The 17376-nt window shown below is 74.7% G+C and carries 17 protein-coding genes and 2 pseudogenes; 7 read left to right on the forward strand and 12 right to left on the reverse strand.

What is annotated here, in order from left to right; translation table 11 throughout:
• Positions 1-80: 80 nt before the first annotated feature.
• The gene (locus tag ACQP2H_RS28895; protein ID WP_357536443.1) at positions 81-1262 is read left to right on the forward strand and encodes a homogentisate 1,2-dioxygenase; all 1182 of its coding nucleotides are present in this window, start codon (positions 81-83) and stop codon (positions 1260-1262) included.
• Between the two features lie 93 nt (positions 1263-1355).
• Here the strand turns inward: ACQP2H_RS28895 and ACQP2H_RS28900 are convergent.
• From ACQP2H_RS28900 to ACQP2H_RS28920, 5 genes and pseudogenes are all read right to left on the reverse strand, one after another.
• Positions 1356-2207: pseudogene (locus ACQP2H_RS28900) on the reverse strand (tetratricopeptide repeat protein); the annotation flags it as partial.
• Between the two features lie 399 nt (positions 2208-2606).
• Positions 2607-2780, reverse strand: a pseudogene (locus ACQP2H_RS28905) (tetratricopeptide repeat protein); the annotation flags it as partial.
• Positions 2761-3243 (reverse strand): 2-C-methyl-D-erythritol 2,4-cyclodiphosphate synthase, encoded by a 483-nt coding sequence (gene ispF / locus ACQP2H_RS28910; protein ID WP_208567781.1) that lies wholly within the window; start codon positions 3241-3243, stop codon positions 2761-2763. The gene ispF and the pseudogene ACQP2H_RS28905, both read right to left, overlap by 20 nt.
• A gap of 16 nt (positions 3244-3259) precedes the next feature.
• A complete protein-coding gene (ispD, locus tag ACQP2H_RS28915; protein WP_208567780.1) occupies positions 3260-3955 on the reverse strand; it encodes a 2-C-methyl-D-erythritol 4-phosphate cytidylyltransferase in 696 nt (231 codons plus the stop codon).
• Between the two features lie 54 nt (positions 3956-4009).
• Positions 4010-4495, reverse strand: a complete 486-nt coding sequence (locus ACQP2H_RS28920; RefSeq protein ID WP_013288937.1) for a CarD family transcriptional regulator — start codon at positions 4493-4495, stop codon at positions 4010-4012.
• Positions 4496-4823: 328 nt separating this feature from the next.
• Here ACQP2H_RS28920 and ACQP2H_RS28925 point away from each other — a divergent pair, with 328 nt between their 5' ends.
• Entirely contained in the window at positions 4824-5555 is a 732-nt protein-coding gene (locus tag ACQP2H_RS28925; protein ID WP_208567779.1) for a hypothetical protein, read from the forward strand.
• Positions 5556-5708: 153 nt separating this feature from the next.
• On the opposite strand, the gene ACQP2H_RS28930 is transcribed toward ACQP2H_RS28925, so the two are convergent.
• The 4 genes from ACQP2H_RS28930 to ACQP2H_RS28945 form a co-directional block, all read right to left on the reverse strand.
• Positions 5709-6272 carry a hypothetical protein gene (locus ACQP2H_RS28930; protein ID WP_357536447.1) on the reverse strand — a complete coding sequence of 188 codons (564 nt, stop codon included), beginning with the start codon at positions 6270-6272 and terminating at the stop codon, positions 5709-5711.
• Positions 6273-6478: 206 nt separating this feature from the next.
• A complete protein-coding gene (locus tag ACQP2H_RS28935; protein WP_363819800.1) occupies positions 6479-7540 on the reverse strand; it encodes a type III polyketide synthase in 1062 nt (353 codons plus the stop codon).
• Positions 7541-7598: 58 nt separating this feature from the next.
• A complete protein-coding gene (locus ACQP2H_RS28940) occupies positions 7599-8765 on the reverse strand; it encodes an acyl-CoA dehydrogenase family protein (RefSeq protein WP_433229553.1) in 1167 nt (388 codons plus the stop codon).
• A gap of 44 nt (positions 8766-8809) precedes the next feature.
• Positions 8810-9568, reverse strand: a complete 759-nt coding sequence (locus ACQP2H_RS28945) for a class I SAM-dependent methyltransferase (protein WP_208567775.1) — start codon at positions 9566-9568, stop codon at positions 8810-8812.
• Positions 9569-9614: 46 nt separating this feature from the next.
• Between ACQP2H_RS28945 and ACQP2H_RS28950 the strand changes: the two genes are divergently transcribed.
• The 4 genes from ACQP2H_RS28950 to disA all read left to right on the forward strand — a co-directional run bounded on the left by ACQP2H_RS28950 (position 9615) and on the right by disA (position 14190).
• Positions 9615-10454: a UbiA family prenyltransferase gene (locus ACQP2H_RS28950; RefSeq protein ID WP_363819806.1), complete on the forward strand. Its 840-nt coding sequence runs from the start codon at positions 9615-9617 to the stop codon at positions 10452-10454.
• A 142-nt stretch (positions 10455-10596) separates the two neighbouring features.
• Positions 10597-11328: a hypothetical protein gene (locus ACQP2H_RS28955; protein ID WP_433229556.1), complete on the forward strand. Its 732-nt coding sequence runs from the start codon at positions 10597-10599 to the stop codon at positions 11326-11328.
• An 86-nt stretch (positions 11329-11414) separates the two neighbouring features.
• Positions 11415-12866: a DNA repair protein RadA gene (gene radA / locus ACQP2H_RS28960; RefSeq protein ID WP_433229559.1), complete on the forward strand. Its 1452-nt coding sequence runs from the start codon at positions 11415-11417 to the stop codon at positions 12864-12866.
• A 142-nt stretch (positions 12867-13008) separates the two neighbouring features.
• Positions 13009-14190: a DNA integrity scanning diadenylate cyclase DisA gene (disA, locus tag ACQP2H_RS28965; protein ID WP_208567771.1), complete on the forward strand. Its 1182-nt coding sequence runs from the start codon at positions 13009-13011 to the stop codon at positions 14188-14190.
• 56 nt (positions 14191-14246) lie between these two features.
• Here disA and ACQP2H_RS28970 read toward each other — a convergent pair whose 3' ends face one another.
• The 3 genes from ACQP2H_RS28970 to ACQP2H_RS28980 all read right to left on the reverse strand — a co-directional run bounded on the left by ACQP2H_RS28970 (position 14247) and on the right by ACQP2H_RS28980 (position 16347).
• Positions 14247-14975, reverse strand: a complete 729-nt coding sequence (locus tag ACQP2H_RS28970) for a hypothetical protein (RefSeq protein WP_357536456.1) — start codon at positions 14973-14975, stop codon at positions 14247-14249.
• Between the two features lie 120 nt (positions 14976-15095).
• A complete protein-coding gene (locus ACQP2H_RS28975; protein ID WP_219465056.1) occupies positions 15096-15659 on the reverse strand; it encodes a peptide deformylase in 564 nt (187 codons plus the stop codon).
• 175 nt (positions 15660-15834) lie between these two features.
• A complete protein-coding gene (locus ACQP2H_RS28980; RefSeq protein WP_208567768.1) occupies positions 15835-16347 on the reverse strand; it encodes a glycine cleavage system protein R in 513 nt (170 codons plus the stop codon).
• Between the two features lie 96 nt (positions 16348-16443).
• On the opposite strand from ACQP2H_RS28980, the gene ACQP2H_RS28985 reads away from it, so the two are divergent.
• On the forward strand, positions 16444-17349 hold the full coding sequence (locus ACQP2H_RS28985; RefSeq protein WP_433229564.1) for an A/G-specific adenine glycosylase: 906 nt from the start codon (positions 16444-16446) through the stop codon (positions 17347-17349).
• The last annotated feature ends 27 nt before the right edge of the window (positions 17350-17376 follow it).

Raw genomic sequence — 17376 nt, forward strand, 5'->3', positions numbered from 1 at the left:
GGGACGCTGTCAAGGAGCGGACAGCAACGTCCGACTATCGGACGCCGCCGGCCGAATATCGGGACAATACGGGAGGCGACATGCCGTACTACCGCAGCGTCGGCGAGGTGCCCCGTAAGCGGCACACCCAGTTCCGCCAGCCCGACGGCACCCTCTACACCGAAGAGCTGATGGGCCAGGAGGGCTTCTCCGCCGACTCGTCCCTGCTCTACCACCGGCACCCGCCGACCGCGATCGTCGCCGCCGAGGCGTTCACCCCGCCCGGGTACACCCGGCTGCCCAACCACCCGCTCAAGCCGCGCCACCTACAGACCCACAAGCTCGACGGCGCGGGGGCCGACCCGGTGCTCGGCCGGCGTCACCTGCTCGCCAACGACGACGTCCGGATCGGGTACGCGCTAGCCGACCGGCCGTCCCCGCTCTACCGCAACGCCACCGGCGACGAGTGCCTCTACGTCGAGGCGGGCACGCTGCGGCTGGAGTCCACCTTCGGCGCGCTCGACCTGGTCGCCGGCGACTACGTGGTCATCCCCACCTCGACGGTCCACCGGCTGGTGCCCACCGGCGACACCCCGGTCCGGCTGCTGACCATCGAGGCCACCGGACACATCGGCCCACCCAAGCGCTACCTGTCGGTGCGCGGCCAGTTCCTCGAACACTCCCCCTACTGCGAGCGGGACGTCCGGGGGCCGGACGCGCCGCTGCTGGTCGACGACACCGACGTGGAGGTACTGGTCCGGCACCGGTCCCGGGCCACCGGCACCGCCTGGACCCGGCACGTCTACGCCCACCACCCGTTCGACGTGGTCGGCTGGGACGGCCACCAGTACCCGTGGGCGTTCTCCATCCACGACTTCGAGCCGATCACCGGCCGCCTCCACCAGCCGCCGCCGGTGCACCAGACCTTCCAGGGCCCCAACTTCGTGATCTGCTCGTTCGTGCCCCGCAAGGTCGACTACCACCCGGATGCGATCCCGGTGCCCTACCACCACCACAACGTCGACTCCGACGAGATGCTCTTCTACACCGGCGGCAACTACGAGGCCCGGCGCGGCTCCGGCATCGGGCAGGGCTCGATCTCGCTGCACCCGTCCGGCTTCACCCACGGCCCGCAGCCCGGCGCGGCGGAACGCTCGATCGGCGTCGACTTCTTCGACGAACTGGCCGTCATGGTCGACACCTTCCGCCCCCTCGACCTCTGCGACGCCGCCGTCGAGTGCGAGGACCCGGGCTACGCCTGGACCTGGAACCGCCAGCCCTGACCCGCCGGGTGCCGCGATCAGGCACCGCTGAGCAGCGGCCTTCCCGGCGCGTCGGGTCGCCCAGCCGTCGCCGGTCGGAGGTGGGGCGCGAGGCTAGGCGACGCCCGCACGGGTGGCGGCGATCAGGGTGGCCGGCACCGCGAGGGCGATCGCGAGCACCAGCGGCCACGGGCTGCCCACCAGGGCGAACAGCAGGAGCAGGGCCGGCCCGGCCGGGACGGCGTACACGGCGAACGCCAACGCGCGGTCCTCGCGGCGCAGCGCCGGCAGGACCACCCGACCCAGCTCGGGCACCCGCCGGGACAGCTGCCAGGCCAGCAGCGCGCCACCGGCCGCCGCCAGCACCGCCACCACCCGGCTCGCCCCCGCCCCGCCAGCGGCCAGGAACGCGAGCAGCAGGCTGGCGACCAGCGACCAGCCGCTGCCGACCAGGACGAGCCGGCGCAGCCCGGTCCACAGCGGCAGCTTCTCCGCCCGCGCCGGCTGCACCGGCGCCAACGCGGCCACCTGCTCCAACGCCAGCACCCAGCGCCGCCGCTCCAACCGCAGCACCCCCGGGTCGTGCCGCGCCTCAGCCAGCTCCGGATCGAGCCGTAACGCCTCCCGGTAGGCCCGTTCGGCCAGGTCGAACAACTCCAGCCGGCCGGCGACCAGGGCCAGCACCAGGTGCGCCTGCGGCTCGTCGGGGGCCAGCTCCACCCCACGCCAGGCCGCGTTCAGCGCCGGCTGGCCGTTGCGCGCCTCGGCCAGGATCGCCGCCGCGCTCCGCTGGGCGTACGCGTCGGTCGGCCCGGCCGCCAGGATCCGATCGGCGGTACGCGCCGACTCGGCGTACTCCCCCAGGTCGGCGAGGGCGATCGCCCGGACGACCAGTGCGGCGGCCGGCACCCTCGCCGGGGCCTCCCCCGACGGGCCGAATTCGCCGGCCGGGGCGGGTGCACCGGCCGGGCCGGGGAAGGAGGGTGCCCCCGGCTGGTCGGAGCCGAGAGGCGGTCCGGGCCGGTCCGGCGACGATCCGGACGGGTCGGGCAGCGTCGGAGGGCCCGCCTGTCCCGGCGCCGCCCATGATCCGGTAGGGCCGGCCGGTGCCGGCCCACCTGACCGGTCAGCCGGGCCCGAGGGCGCAGCCGGGCCTGGGGGCGCAGCCGTACCAGGCGGCACAGCCGGGCCTGGGGACACGGGCGGGCCCGAGGACACAGCCGCACCAGGCGGCACAGGCGGGCCTGGGGGCACAGGCGGGTGCGGCGGTCCGGGGAGCGGTGGGGTGTGGGGGCGGGGTGGGGCGATCGCCGCGTCGGCGGCGGCGAGCGCCTCGCCGGGGCGGCCGGCGGCGAGGTGCAGCCGGGCCAGCAGCGTCAGCGCGGCCGGGTCGGCGGGGGCCAGGGCGAGCGCGAAGCCCAACTCCTCGGTGGCCTCGTCGTGGCGGCCCAACTCTGCCAGGAGTTGGGCCCGCTGCCGGTAGCCGTCGAGGGGCGACTCGTCGTCGGTCATCGCGGCCCTACCCGGCCGCCGCGTCATAGACCAGGGCCACCGCGATACCGGCGAGGCCCTCGCCGCGCCCGGTGAAACCGAGGCCGTCGCTGGTGGCGGCGGTGACGGTGACCGGTGCGCCGACCGCTGCGGAGAGCACCCGCTGCGCCTCGTCGCGCCGTGGCCCGATCCGGGGCCGGTTGCCCACGACCTGCACCGAGACGTTGCCGATCGCGTACCCGGCGGCGCGGACCCGACGGGCGGACTCGGTGAGCAGCGCCACCCCGGAGGCGGCGGCCCACTCCGGCTCGGCCACCCCGAAGTTCGCCCCGAGGTCACCGAGCCCGGCGGCGGAGAGCAGCGCGTTGCAGGCGGCGTGCGCGACCACGTCGGCGTCGGAGTGCCCGGCCAGGCCGTCCTCACCGGGCCAGTGCAGGCCGGCCAGCCAGCACGGCCGGCCGGCGGCGAAGGCGTGGATGTCGGTGCCGACGGCGACCCGGGGAACGATCATGGATCGAGGGTACGCGTCAGTGGCCGGCGGCCAGCAGGTGCTCGGCCAGGGTCAGGTCGAACGGGCGGGTGACTTTCAGCGCGTACTCGGAGCCGGGGACGCAGAACACCGGCACCCCCTGCTGCTCGACCAGTCCGGCGTCGTCGGTGAGCGGGTCACCGGCGGCGGCGTGTGCGGCGGCGAGCACCTCCCGGCGGAACCCCTGCGGGGTCTGCACGGCCCGCAGGGCGGACCTGTCGACGGTGGCGAGGACGACGCCGGCAGCGTCCACCTGCTTGATCGTGTCGCTGACGGGGAGGACCGGGATCACCGCGTCGTGCCCGGCCCGGACTGCTGCCGCCACCGCCTCGACGAGCGCGGGTGGGGTGAGCGCCCGCGCCGCGTCGTGCACCAGCACGATGTCGGGGCCGGACGGCACCGCCGCCAGCGCGTTCGCCACCGACGCCTGGCGTTCGGCACCGCCCGCCACCACCAGGACCGGGGCGACCGGGGTCAGCAACTGCCGGACGGCGTCGACCTCGGTGGCCGGCGCGGCGACGACGACGGTGTGCACCGACGGGGCGGCGGCGATCCGGCGTACCACGTGCACCAACAGGGGTTCACCGCCGAGGAGCCGGAGCGCCTTGGGACCGCCCGGACCGAGGCGTACCCCGGCACCGGCCGCAGGAACGAGGACCGCGACGTCACCGCGCGGATTGAGCTGCGCGGTCACGTCGCGGTCCTCGGGAATTCTTCGCTGCGGGGTGGGTACGACGATGCGGTCGGATCAGGCCTCGGTGAGGACCTTGTCGAGCAGCGTCTCCGCCTCGTCCTTGGTGCTCTTCTCGGCCAGCGCGACCTCGCCGACGAGAATGTCGCGGGCCTTGGCGAGCATGCGCTTCTCACCTGCGGAAAGGCCCCGCTCCCGCTCCCGACGCCACAGGTCGCGGACGACCTCGGCGACCTTCAGCGGGTTGCCGGAGGCCAGCTTTTCCAGATTCGCCTTGTAACGCCGCGACCAGTTGGTCGGCTCTTCGGTGTGCGGTGCACGGAGCACGTCGAAGACCTTTCCCAGGCCCTCTTCGCCGACCACCTCGCGCACACCCACGATCTCGGCGTTCTCGGCGGGCACCCGGACCGTCAGGTCACCCTGTGCGACCCTGAGGACCAGGTATTCCCTGGGCTCACCCTTGATGACCCGAGTCTCGATTGCCTCGATGAGTGCGGCCCCGTGGTGGGGGTAAACAACGGTCTCGCCGACGCTGAAAACCATAGGTTCGAAACCCCTTTCGCTGTGTCTAGGGTAACACGCTCAGGCACCAATGTCCCGCTGCCGTCCTGACCGTTGGCGCAGCTCAGGGGCCCTGTGAGAGGTGTTGCTTCGGCTTGACAGGCGGCCAAACCAGTGGTTCAAACACGCTCCGTGAGCAGCAGATGACAACCCGGTACGGGTGATCGGAGCGTGGATTTCTCGGGCTATGCGCTCTTCCCATGGTAGCCCGCGGGCGTCCGCACCGCCCAGGTCTAGCGGCAGGAGGGTCCGTGCGGGACGCTGGAGGGGTACCGCACACCGCTCGCCGCACCGCTTACCGGGGGGTCCGATGGGCAAGCCCGACGCCGAGGGACAGGGTCCGTCCGAGGAACTGCCCGACCTGCCGCCGGAGTGGGGCCGGGTGGTCGTGCCGGACGACGCGTCGGCGCTGGCCGAGGAGGCCGCCCAGCTCCGTCGCGAGCTGCGCCGACGCACCTCGGCCACCCGCTGGCGACGCCGGCTGGGGCTGACCGCCCGCCCCGACGGCCGGCCACCGCTCGGGCTGCCCCTGCTGTTGCTGCTGGTGGCGGTGCTCGCCACCAGCGTCGGCCTGGTCACCGTCACCTGGCCCCGGTCGTCGCGGGGCACCGACCGCCCCACCGTCCTGCCGCAGTCGGCTACCCCGGCACCCCTGGTCGGGCGGTCGCTGCCCGCGCTGGACCTGGTCGACGTCGACCAGACACCGGTGCCGCTGCGCGGCCTGCTGCCCGCGATGATCGTTCTGGTGGACGGCTGCGCGTGTGCCGCGCAGGTGGCCGCCGCCGCCAGCGCGGCACCCGACGGCGTGCAGGTGGTCACCGTCGCCGGCGGACGTGAGGTGACGCCCGCCCCGCCGGTCGGCGGTCCGGTCCGCGCCCTCGCCGACCCCGCCGGGGAACTACGCGCCGCGCTGCACCTGACCGCCCGACCCGACACCGCCCCGGCCCTGCTGGTGGACCGGGCCGGCACCGTGGTCCGGGTGCTGCCCGAGCTGGGTGCCGCCGCCGACTACCGGAACGACCTGGTCCGGCTCGCCGGCTGACCCGGGGCCGCCCGCCCAGGACGCAGGCCGCCCAGGACGCAGGCCGCCCAGGACCAGAGCCGCCCGGACCCGGGGCCGCCCGGACCCGGGGCCGCCCGGACCCGGGGCCGCCCGGACCCGGGGCCGCTGCCGGCGGCACGTCGACCGGCCCGCTCAGGGCAGCGCGACGACCTGCGCCTCCAACTCGACCGAGCCGGGGCCCACCGCCGAGAACTCCAACCGGGTGCCACCCAGCGGGCCGGTCAGCTCCCAGGCGACCAGCTCGCCGTCGCAGTCCGCCTGCCGGCGCTGCGGCGGATCGTCGTGCAGCACCGAGACCAGCAGCGTCCCGTCGCCCGAGCAGCGGTACTGGAACAGGTGCCGTGCGCCGTCGGGGGCCGACTCCCGCAGGACCGGCGCCCGGCCGGACACCAGGGTCATCCGTTCCCGCCACATGGTGTCGGTGAACGTCGGCAGCCCCACGTCCGGGTCACCGGAGGAGCCGGGCAGTTCGGTCGAGCCCAGCACCCGCCCGGTGCGGCTGTCGAGCACCACCACCCGCCGGGTGGCCTCCGCGAGGGCCGACGGTGCCGGGGACACCGTCCCCGCCGACCCGACCGGGTCGACCGCAGGGGCGGCGGCCGACCACCACCAGCCGCCCCCGACCAGGGCGATCAGGGCCGCGCCGGCCAGCACCGCACCGCGCAGCCGATCACTGCCGCCCCTCTCGACCCCCACCCGGCGAGGGTAACCAGGAGCCGACGACGACGCTCGGCGCAGCGCCGACCGCACCCTCCCCGACCAGGTCATCTGCCCACACGCCGGTGCCCCGGGCCAGCCGTCCGCCGGCCCGGGGTGCCGGACCCGCTGGGCTCGCCGGGCGGCACCGACCACCCCGGGGCCGGGGTTCCGGACCGGGGCCCGGCACAGGGCCGGCGGTCAGGTCAGGGTCGGCGTTCGAGTAGGGCGGCGTAGAGGGTCAGTCCCGGGCCGAAGGCGAGCAGCACGACCCACCGGGGCGGCACCGCCGCACGCAACAGCCGGTCCAGGATCAGCAGCACCGTCGGCGACGAGCAGTTGCCGTGCTCGTCGAGGACCGCCCGGGAGGCCGCCAGCGCGTCGGCGGGCAGGGCCAGTTCCCGCTCCACCACGTTGAGGATGCGCGGCCCGCCCGGGTGCACCGCCCAGCCGTCCACCTCGGCGATCGTCGTGCCGTGCCGGGTCAGCAGACCGTCCACCAGCCCCCGGACGTGCGCCGAGAGCACCTGCGGCACCTTCGGCGACAGGCCCATCCGGAAACCCGTGTCGGTGACGTCCCAGGTCATGTGGTCGGCCGTCGAGGTGTCGGTGACCGAGGCGACCTCGCGCAGCGCGTACCCCCGGTCGGTGGTTTCGGTCCCCGGGACCAGCACGGTGGCCACCGCGGCGTCGGAGAACAGGGCGTGCGAGACGATCTGCTGGGTGTCCATCCGGGCCGACGCCGGCTGGATGTGCAGACTGGTCAGCTCGGCACAGAGCAGCAGCGCCGGCCGGCCCCGCGCGGTGACGAAGTCGCCCGCCGCACCCAACCCGGGCAGGGCCGCGTAACAGCCCATGTGCCCGACGAACATCCGCTGGGTCTGCGCAGCCATGCCGAGGTCACGGGCGAGGAGGATGTCCAGCCCGGGGGTGGCGTAACCGGTGCAGGAGCAGACCACGAACAGTCCGAGGTCGCCCGCCGCGAGGCCGGCGGCGGTCAGCGCCCGGCCGATCGCCTCCTTGCCCAACGGCAGCGCCTCCACCTGGTAGCGCCGCATCCGCCGGTCGGTCGGCCAGTCGGAGACGTCCTCCAGCAACGGGTTGACCGCCGCCTGCCGGTGCGACACCCCCGAGTTGGCGAAGATCCGCTCGGCCAGGGCCCGGGTGGGACCCGAGAAGTGCTCCGCGAAGTAGCCAGCCCAGAGTTCGTCCTGCCGGGCGCCGGGCGGATGTGCCGCCCCCAGCCCCGCGATCAACGGCACGGCCATCTGTCCCCACCTCTCGTCCACACTGCCCGTCCGGCGGCCACGCCGACCTCCGTCACCCTCACCAACGAGGGGCCGTTCCGTCGCGGTCCGGGTCACCCCCGAGCACCGCCACCCCGAGCCAGTCGGCGCACACGTCCGAGGTCGCCGGATGCAGCGAGCCGCAGCGGGCGTCCCGGTAGAGCCGTTCCAGCGGGTGCCCCCGCCGGGTGGCCGAGGTGCCGGCCGCCTCCAGCATGGACGCCGCCACCTCCGCCGCCGTGGTGCCGGCGAGCAGCTTGGCCCGCCACACCCACCGGTTCGTCTCGGCGTCGCCGGGGGCGTCGTCGACCCGGCGGGCCGCCTCGGCCACCACCAGCTGCGCCGCCGCCACCGCCGCGTCGGCCCGGCCGAGCCGGGCCCGCACCGCCGGCAGGCCACCGAGGTCCCGCGCGGTGAGGTGCTCGGCGGCGGCGTCCACCGCCGCCCGGGCCACCCCCACGTAGACGGCGGCGTAGCTGGCCACCAGCCAGTGCGGCATGAGCTGGGCGACGACCAGGGCCAGCCCCTCCACCCCACCGAGCAACTGGTCCGCCGGCACCGTCACGTCCAGGTGCAGGTCGTGCGACGAGGTGGCCCGCATCCCCAGCGCGTCCCAGGTCGGCTCTACGGTCACCCCGTCCCCGGCGGGCACCAGGAACTGGGAGACCACCGACGGGTCGGCGGCGCTGCGGGCGGCCACCAGGTAACCGTCGGCGTGCCCCGCCCCGGAGCAGAACGTCTTGCTCCCCTTGATCCGCCAGCCGCCGTCGACCGGTTCGTAGACCGTGCTGAGCCGGGACAACCGGGCCCCCGCGCCGCGCTCGCTCATCGCCACCGCGTACCAGGCGCCCTCGGCCGCCGCGCGCAGCAGCCGGTCCCGGGCGACCAACGCCTCGTCCGGGACGCCCAGCGCCTCGGCCAGCTCCTCGGTGACCGCGCCGAGCGCGCCGGTGACCGAGGCGTGCATGTTGAACACCAGCGCGGTCGCGCCGTTGCCCCGGGCCAGCTCGGTGGCGACCGCCGCGTACCCGGCGAAGGAGGCGTCCGCGCCACCCAGCCCGGCCGGGACCATCAGCCCGAACAGCCCGGACTCCCGCAGGTCGGCGAAGTCGTCGGCCGGGAACGTGCCCTCCCGGTCGTGCCCGGCCGCCCGCGCGGCGAACCTCGGCGCCAACCGGCGGGCCGCCGCCAGAGCGTCCACAGTCATACGGTCCCCTTCCTGGGTGTTCCTGGTACCCCGAACCGGGGCGGCTAGCCGTGCCGGACCCCCCGGCCCTGGTAGAGCACCGCCGTCGACCAGGTCGGACGGATCGCGGGCCCGTCGTGGGAGACGTCGCGGGCGGCACCCCCACGGGTACGCCGCACCAGCCAGCCCAGCGTCGCCCGCAGCCCCGGCCGGACCCCCCGTACCCGCAGGGCGACGCCGTGTCTGGCGCACTCGACGACCAGCGCCCGGTCGTCCACGAACAACCGTGGGTCGTGGATGCCCCGGGGCACGGTGGGCAGGCGTTCACCCAGCTCCACCGCGACCAGCCGGGCCAGCAGCGTGTCGTTGAGGGTGTCCAGCACGAGCAGTCCACCGGGGCGCAGCAGGCGGCACGCCTCGGCGACCGCCGCCCGCCAGTCGGGCACGTGCTCCAGCACCTCACCGGCCGCGACCACGTCGGCGCACCCGTCGGTGAGCGGCACCGCCGTGACGTCACCGGCGAGCGCGGTGACGCCGTGCGCCGCCGCCTGCTCCAGGGCCGACCGGGTGAGGTCCACCCCGACGTGCCGGTAGCCCTTGCCGACCAGGTGCGGGGCCATCAGCCCGGCACCGCAGCCCAGGTCGACCAGGACCGCGTCGGGCCGGGACGCCGGTGGCACCAGGGCGGCGCGGGCCCGGGCCAGCCAGTGCAGCATCGCGAAGGCGCCGTCGGGCCGCCACCACTCGCCGGCCAGGTCGTCGTACTGGCGAGGGTCGTTGGGGGGCAGCACCCGGGCACCGTTGGACACCGGACCGTCACGCATGGCATCGAGCGTGGCACGACCGGCCGGTAACGACCAGACTTCCCTTATGTCGCGGACGGTGTTAGGGCTGGTCAGGGCGAGTCATCCGGAACCCGGCCTGGCGGTGACCACGGTGGCCGGACTGCTCGCCGTCGGGGTCGGCCACCGTCCGGCCGGGACGGTGGCCGTGGTGCTCACCGTGCTGGCCAGCCAGCTCGCCGTCGGCTGGACCAACGACGCGGTGGACGCCGGGCGGGACGCCGCGGTGGGGCGTACCGACAAACCGGTCGCCGCCGGGGCGGTGGGTCGCCGGACGGTGGTGGTGGCCGCCGTGCTGGCCGCGCTCGCCACCCCGCTGCTGGCGCTGACCACCAACCCGGTCGCCGCGTTCTGGTTCACCCTCGGCCTGGTGTCGGCGCTGCTCTACGACTGGCCGCTGAAGTCCACCCCGGTCTCGGTGCTGCCGTACGCGGTCTCCTTCGGCTCGCTGCCCGCCTTCGTGGTCCTCGCCCTGCCGGGTGCCCCCGCGCCACCGGCCTGGCTGGTCGTCGCGGGGGCCTGCCTGGGTGCCGGCGCGCACTTCGCCAACGTGCTGCCCGACCTGGCCGACGACGCCCGTACCGGGGTGCGCGGGTTACCGCACCTGCTCGGCGCCACCGGGAGCCGGCTGGCCGCCGCCGGGCTGCTGTTCGCCGCCACCGTCGCCCTGGTCCTCGGGCCACCCGGGCCACCGTCGTGGGTCGGCTGGTCGGCCGTCGCGGCGGCCGTCGCGGTGCCGGCCGTCGGCTGGTACGCGGGCCGCGCCGCCACCCGCCGCGACGGCCGCTCGGTGGCCGCCTTCCGGGCGGTGCTGGTGGTGGCCCTGATCGATGTGGTGCTGCTGGTGGCGAGCGGTCGGGTGATCTGAGCGGCACCCGCCCGGGTGGCGGCACCGGGTCCGTGTGCGGTCCTCGATCAGCCCCAACTACCCTGGAGCGCGGTCTGCGCGGGTATGACCACCCCGCGCCCGGGGCATGCACCGGGTGGGGATCGTGACGAGGAGGACCGACGTGACGCGCTCGATCAGGGGTTCCCGGCGGGCCACCCTGCTGCTGGTCGGCCTGGCGGGGGCGACCGCCCTGCTGGCCACGGGCTGCGGGGCGGGCCAGGTGTCCGAGACCGCCAACAAGCAGCCGTCGGTTCAGGGTGTGAACGTCCAGACGTCGGACAACGCCTACAAGGTGCGCGGCCTCTACGTCGCGTACCCGGGTGACAGCGGCCTCGCCGCCGGTGCGAACGCCGCGCTCAACGCGGTGATCTACAACGACACCCGGGACCCGGTCACCGTCACCGTCACCACCGACAGCGCCCGGCAGATCGTGCTCACCGGGGCCACCGGCTCGGCCAGCCCCTCCGGTTCCGCCTCCCCGGCCGAGAGCGCCTCGCCGTCGGGCAGCGCCTCCCCGGCGGAGACCACCTCCCCGGACGGCAACGCCTCCCCGTCCGAGGGCGCCTCCCCGTCCGCGCCCGCCGGTCAGCCGGCCCGGATCGAGATCCCGGCGCTGAGCTACGTGCAGCTCAACGTGCAGAACGGCCAGCACCTCCAGCTCATCGGGATCAACGAGGCGCTGCGCACCGGCCAGCAGGTCAACCTGACCTTCGACTTCGGCGGCGGTCGTACCGTCAGCACCCCGGTCCCGGTCGGGGTGCCGCTGAGCCCGGCGCCCCCGGCCTCCCCGATCGTGCACCGCGAGGGTGGCGAGGAGAGCGGCCAGGAGGGCAGCTCCGGCCACGGCGGCTGACCCCGCGAGCGAGACACCGGCACCGCCGGCGTGGCGACGACCACGCCGGCGGTGTTTTCGTCACCGGTGAGGGTTAGCGTCCTGGGGTGACCACCCCCCGATCGACTCCCGCCCGTGGCGCGTCCGGCGCGTCCCGGAGCCGGGCCACCCGTGAGCCCCGCCCCGCCTACGCGTGCGACGCCTGCGGCCACCAGCCACCCAAGTGGGTGGGTCGCTGCCCGGAGTGTGGCGAGTGGGGTTCGGTGGTCGAGTGCACGGTCACCGGCCCGGTCGTCTCCGGTCGGGTGGTCAGCTCCCGGATGCCGGCCGAGCCGGCCCGACCGATCGCCACGATCAGTGCCGCCCCGGCACGGGCCCGACCCACCGGGGTCAGCGAACTCGACCGGGTCCTCGGCGGCGGCCTGGTCCCCGGCGCGGTGGTCCTGCTCGCCGGGGAGCCCGGGGTGGGCAAGTCCACCCTGCTGCTCGACGTGGCGCAGCAGTGGGCGGCCACCGCCGGCAGCCCGTCGCTGGTGGTCAGCGGCGAGGAGTCGGTCAGTCAGGTCCGGCTGCGCGCCGAGCGGATGGGGGCCCTGCACGAGCAGCTCTGGCTGGCCGCCGAGAGCGACCTGAGCGCCGTGCTGGGCCACCTCGACGCGGTCAAGCCGGGCCTGCTGGTCCTCGACTCGGTGCAGACCATCTCCACCACCGGCAGCGAAGGGGTGCAGGGCGGGGTGACCCAGGTGCGGGCCGTCACCGCCGCTCTCGTCGCGGTCGCCAAGGAACGCGGCATCGCCACCGTGCTGGTCGGCCACGTCACCAAGGACGGCCAGGTCGCCGGGCCCCGGGTGCTGGAGCACCTGGTCGACGTGGTGCTGCACTTCGAGGGCGACAAGCATTCCTCGCTGCGGATGGTCCGGGGCGTCAAGAACCGGTTCGGCGCGGCCGACGAGGTCGGCTGCTTCGAGATGCACGAGGGGGGCATCAGCAGCCTGGCCGACCCGTCCGGGCTTTTCCTCACCCGCTATTCCGAGCCCGTCCCGGGCACCTGCGTCACGGTGGCGATGGAGGGGCGGCGGGCGCTGCTGACCGAGGTGCAGGCACTGATCGGCGCTACGGTGGCCGGCTCGCCCCGGCGTACGGTCTCGGGGCTCGACGGGGCCCGGTTGGCGATGGTGCTGGCGGTGCTGCAACGCCGCACCGAGCGGCTGACCCTGCACGACCGGGAGGTCTTCGCGGCCACCGTCGGCGGGATCCGGGTGGTCGAGCCGGCCGCCGATCTCGCGGTCGCACTGGCGGTCGCCTCCGGCGGGCTCAACCTGTCCATCGCGCCCCACCTGGTGGCGATCGGCGAGGTCGGGCTGACCGGTGAGGTGCGCCGGGTCGGAGCGGTCCCCCGGCGACTCGCCGAGGCGGCCCGGCTGGGCTTCCGGACGGCCCTCGTCCCCACCGGATGCGGCCCCGAGAGCACCGGCGCCGGCCCGGACACCATGCGGGTGATCGAGGTCACGGATGTCCGGTCGGCGCTCCAGGCGGTCGCCCGCGCATCCGCTGAGTGACGGACGGTGGCGAAGCGCCGGGGACCGGTCAGGCCATACCGGACAACGCCCGCCAGGTCAGGCGGGTGGGAAAATCCGACGCCGTGGCACATCACAGTAACCACGAGAGCACCCACCGCAGGGCAGTCCGTAGACTGTGCGCGTGCCGACCGACCGCGACGCCGCCAAGCCTGCCGGCGCGACGCCCCACACCCGCGCCGCCGCCGTGGGCTCACCCACCCGTCCGATCAGCGTGAGCGTGGCCGGGGCCACCGGCAGTGCCGGTGATCCGCTGCGGGCCAACCTCGCCCTGATGGCGCCCGGTACCGCGTTGCGCGACGGGCTCGAACGCATCCTGCGCGGTCGTACGGGCGCACTGATCGTCCTCGGCTACGACAAGGTCGTCGACGGGATCTGCACCGGTGGCTTCCCGATGGACGTCGAGTTCTCCGCGACCCGGGTCCGCGAGCTGTGCAAGATGGACGGCGCGGTGGTGCTGTCCAGCGACGGCACCCGGATCGTGCAGGCCGGGGTGCACCTGATGCCCGACCCGTCCATCCCCACCGAGGAGTCCGGCACCCGGCACCGCACCGCGGAGCGGGTGGCCCGGCAGACCGGCTACCCGGTCATCTCGGTCAGCCAGTCGATGCGGATCATCAGCCTCTACGTCAACGGGCAACGGCACGTCCTGGACGACTCGGCGGCGATCCTCTCCCGGGCCAACCAGGCCCTCGCCACCCTGGAGCGCTACAAGCTCCGCCTCGACGAGGTCTCCGGCACCCTGTCCGCGCTGGAGATCGAGGACCTGGTCACCGTCCGGGACGCCGTCGCCGTCGTGCAGCGGCTGGAGATGGTCCGCCGGATCGCCGACGAGATCGCCGGTTACGTGGTCGAGCTGGGCACCGACGGCCGCCTGCTCGCCCTGCAACTCGACGAACTGATGGCCGGTGTCGACGCCGACCGTACCCTGGTCATCCGCGACTACCTGCCCACCGGCCGCAAGTCGCGCACCCTCGACGAGGCTCTCGTCGAGTTGGACCTGCTCGGCGCGACCGAGCTGATCGACCTGGTCGCGGTCGCCAAGGCGATCGGTTACCCGGCCGCCTCCGACGCGCTCGACGCGGCGGTCAGCCCCCGCGGGTTCCGGTTGCTGGCCAAGGTGCCCCGGCTGCCGGTGGCCATCGTCGACCGGCTGGTGCTGCACTTCGGCAGCCTCCAACGGCTGCTCGGGGCCACCGTGGAGGATCTCCAGGCCGTCGAGGGGGTCGGCGACGCGCGGGCCCGGGGCGTACGGGAGGGGCTGTCCCGGTTGGCCGAGGCGTCCATCCTGGAACGCTACGTCTGACCGGGGTGGGCCACCCGGGCTGACCGGCTCGTCGGTGCCGGTCGGCACCTCCGGGATCAGCCGGTGACGACCAGCTTGACCGGCTCGCTCAACTTGGTGCCCACCCGGGCGAAGACCTGGTAGGTGCCGGCCGGCGGGTTGGGGCCCGAGGCCACCCCCTGGCTACAGCGGCTGGCGTCCATGCCGTTCCAGGTGAGCTGGTAGGTCCGTTCGAAGCCGGGGGTGAAGGACTGCACGTCGGAGCCCTTGCCGGTGCCGCAGGTGTCCGAGGACCAGACCTTCTCCGCGCCGGACTTGATGAACAACTCCTGCACGTCCGCACCGACGTCCCGGCTACAGGTCCGCTGGGACGTATTTTTGATCTTGAGGGTCAGGTCGACCGGGGCACCCTGGCGCACCTCGGCCGGGAGCGCCACCGGGGTCACCTGGACCTCGCTGTTGGTGCAGGTCCCGTCGTCCGCCCGGGCCGGATTCGTCGGCGCAGGCGCAGCGGCCGACGGCGCGCTGTTCGTGCCCGGCTCGGCGCTCGACGCGGCCGACGAGTCCGGCGCACCGGCCGCACCCGACGGCGACGCGGACCCGGGGGCCGGCGACGCGACCGTCGGGGAGGCCCCGCCCGCCGCCGGGGCCGACGTCGGGCCCCCGGCACCCCGTGTGGTGCCGGTGTCCCCCGATCGGGTACACGAATAGAGCAGGACAACCAGGAAGAGAAGCCCCGCTCCGAGTACGACGGCGCGACGCCGCCAGTACACGGCGGAGGGCAGGGGACCGACCGTCAGACGCATGATGCCCCCACCGTAGCGGCGTGACGCACGAGGACCGACCACGACTCGCCGGGCATCGGCCGGCGGCGGGGAAACCGCACTCCACTCACGACAGTCACCCGGAATCCGCCCCGACCCGCGTCACAGGTAGACCTTGCGCTGATACACCGCGTGCGCGCTGGCCACCCGGTCCAGGAAGAGCAGCCCGGCGCAGTGGTCGATCTCGTGTTGCAGGGCACGGGCCTCGAAGCCGTCGGTGACCAGCCGGACCAACGCGCCGCTGCCGGGCAACGCCCCCTCGACCACCAACCGGCTGGCCCGCTTCACGTCACCGGTCAGATCCGGCACCGACATGCAGCCCTCCCGGCCCGGCTTCCAACGGCTCGCCTCCACCACCCGGGCGTTGCAGAGCACGAACGTGCCATGCACCGTCACCGCCTTGGGGTGACCGGTCACATCCACCGCGAACACCTGCGCACCCACCCCGACCTGCGGTGCCGCCAACCCCACACAGCCAGGCGACACCCGCATCGTGGCCACCAGGTCGGCCGCCAGCCGGACGGTCTCCTCGGTGGTCGGGTCGACCTGCGGTCCCGGCCGGCTCAGCACCGGCTCGGGGGCACACACCACCCGACGCACCTCCCCCGGCACCCCCAACGCCGCCGGAGTCCAGCCACCGAGCCCGGTGTACGGTTCCTCGCTCACGGGTTCACCTCGGTTCGCGACTGCGGGGCTCGCAAACCCGGCTCACTCCTCGCGCTCACAACACCCACCCGCGCTCGCGACTGCGGGGCTCGCACAACCCGCTCACTCCTCGCGCTCACAACACCCACCCGCGCTCGCGACTGCGGGGCTCGCAACCCCGGCTCACTCCTCGCGCTCACAGGAGGTCCGGGTCGGCGGGGCGCAGGGAGAATCCGACACCCAGGTCGGCGGCGACCCCGGCGAGTCGGACGGCCAGGTCGTCGGCGCTGCCCGGCGGCAGGTCCACCTCGGCCACCACCACGTAGAGCGGACCGGCCAACCGGGTGGAAAGATCCGTCACGTTGCCGCCGCTCTCGGCGACCACCCGGGTCATCGCCGCCACGATGCCCATCCGGTCCGCGCCGTGCACCGCCAGCACGTACGGCTCACCCGCCGGAGCCGTCGTACCGTCCGGGGTGACCGCGCGTACGGTGGCCAGGAGTTGGCCGTCGGCGGCCAGCGGCGTCAGGGCGGCCTCGACCTCGGCGGCGGCCGGGCCGACACAGATCAACGTCATCGCGAAGTGACCGCGCAACCGGGTCATGGTCGAGTCGGTGAGGTTCGCGCCGAGCCGGGCGAGCACCTCGGCCACGTCGGCCACGATGCCGGGCCGGTCCCGACCGATGACGGTGATCGCGAGCTCGCTCATCCGGGCATTCTGCCCGATCCGCCCGGCGGTCCGGTGACGCCCCGCCCGGCCCGCCCAATCAGCGGGAAGGCATCGCGTGACATCATCGTCGGCGCGATGACTGAACCGACCTTCACCACCCTGGTCAGCCGGTGGTACGAGCAGAACGCCCGCGACCTGCCCTGGCGGACGCCCGGCATCGGGGCCTGGCCGATCCTGGTCAGCGAGGTCATGCTCCAACAGACGCCGGTGGTGCGCGTCCTGCCCGCCTGGCACGCCTGGCTCACCCGCTGGCCCGATCCCGCCGCCCTCGCCGCCGACACCCCGGCCGAGGCGATCCGGATGTGGGGTCGGCTCGGCTACCCCCGCCGGGCGGTACGGCTGCGCGAGTGCGCGGTGGCGATCGTGGAGCGGCACGGCGGGCGGGTGCCCGACCAACTGGACCAGTTGCTGGCGTTGCCCGGCATCGGGACGTACACCGCGCGGGCGGTCGCCGCGTTCGCCCACGGTCAGCGGCACCCGGTGGTCGACACGAACGTCCGGCGGGTCGTCTCCCGGGCCGTCGCCGGTGCACCGGATGCCGGCCTGGCCACCACCCCGGCCGACCTGGTCGCCTGCGCGGAGCTGCTGCCGGTCGAACCGGCCGCCGCGGCCCTGGCCAGCGCAGCCTTCATGGAACTCGGTGCGATCGTCTGCACCGCCCGTTCACCGCGTTGTCCGGCCTGCCCGGTCGAGGCGGTCTGCGCCTGGCGGGCCTCCGGCCAGGCGGCGCCCACCGGGCCGACCCGCAAGACCCAGCGGTACGCGGGCACCGACCGTCAGGTGCGCGGGCTGCTGCTCGGGGTGCTCCGGGACGCCACCGGCCCGGTGCCGCACCAGCGGCTCGACCAGGTGTGGCACGACGACGTGCAACGGGCCCGGGCACTCGCCGCGCTGGTCAAGGACGGCATGGTGGAGCCGGTCGGCGAGGAGCATTTCCGGCTCATCGGGGATGGTCCCGCCACCCAACCGATTCCCGGCTGACCCGCCCCCGCCGAGGGCTGCGCTGGC

This window comes from Micromonospora sp. CA-248260 (assembly GCF_050942205.1).
Classification (GTDB): Bacteria; Actinomycetota; Actinomycetes; order Mycobacteriales; family Micromonosporaceae; genus Micromonospora; species Micromonospora antibiotica.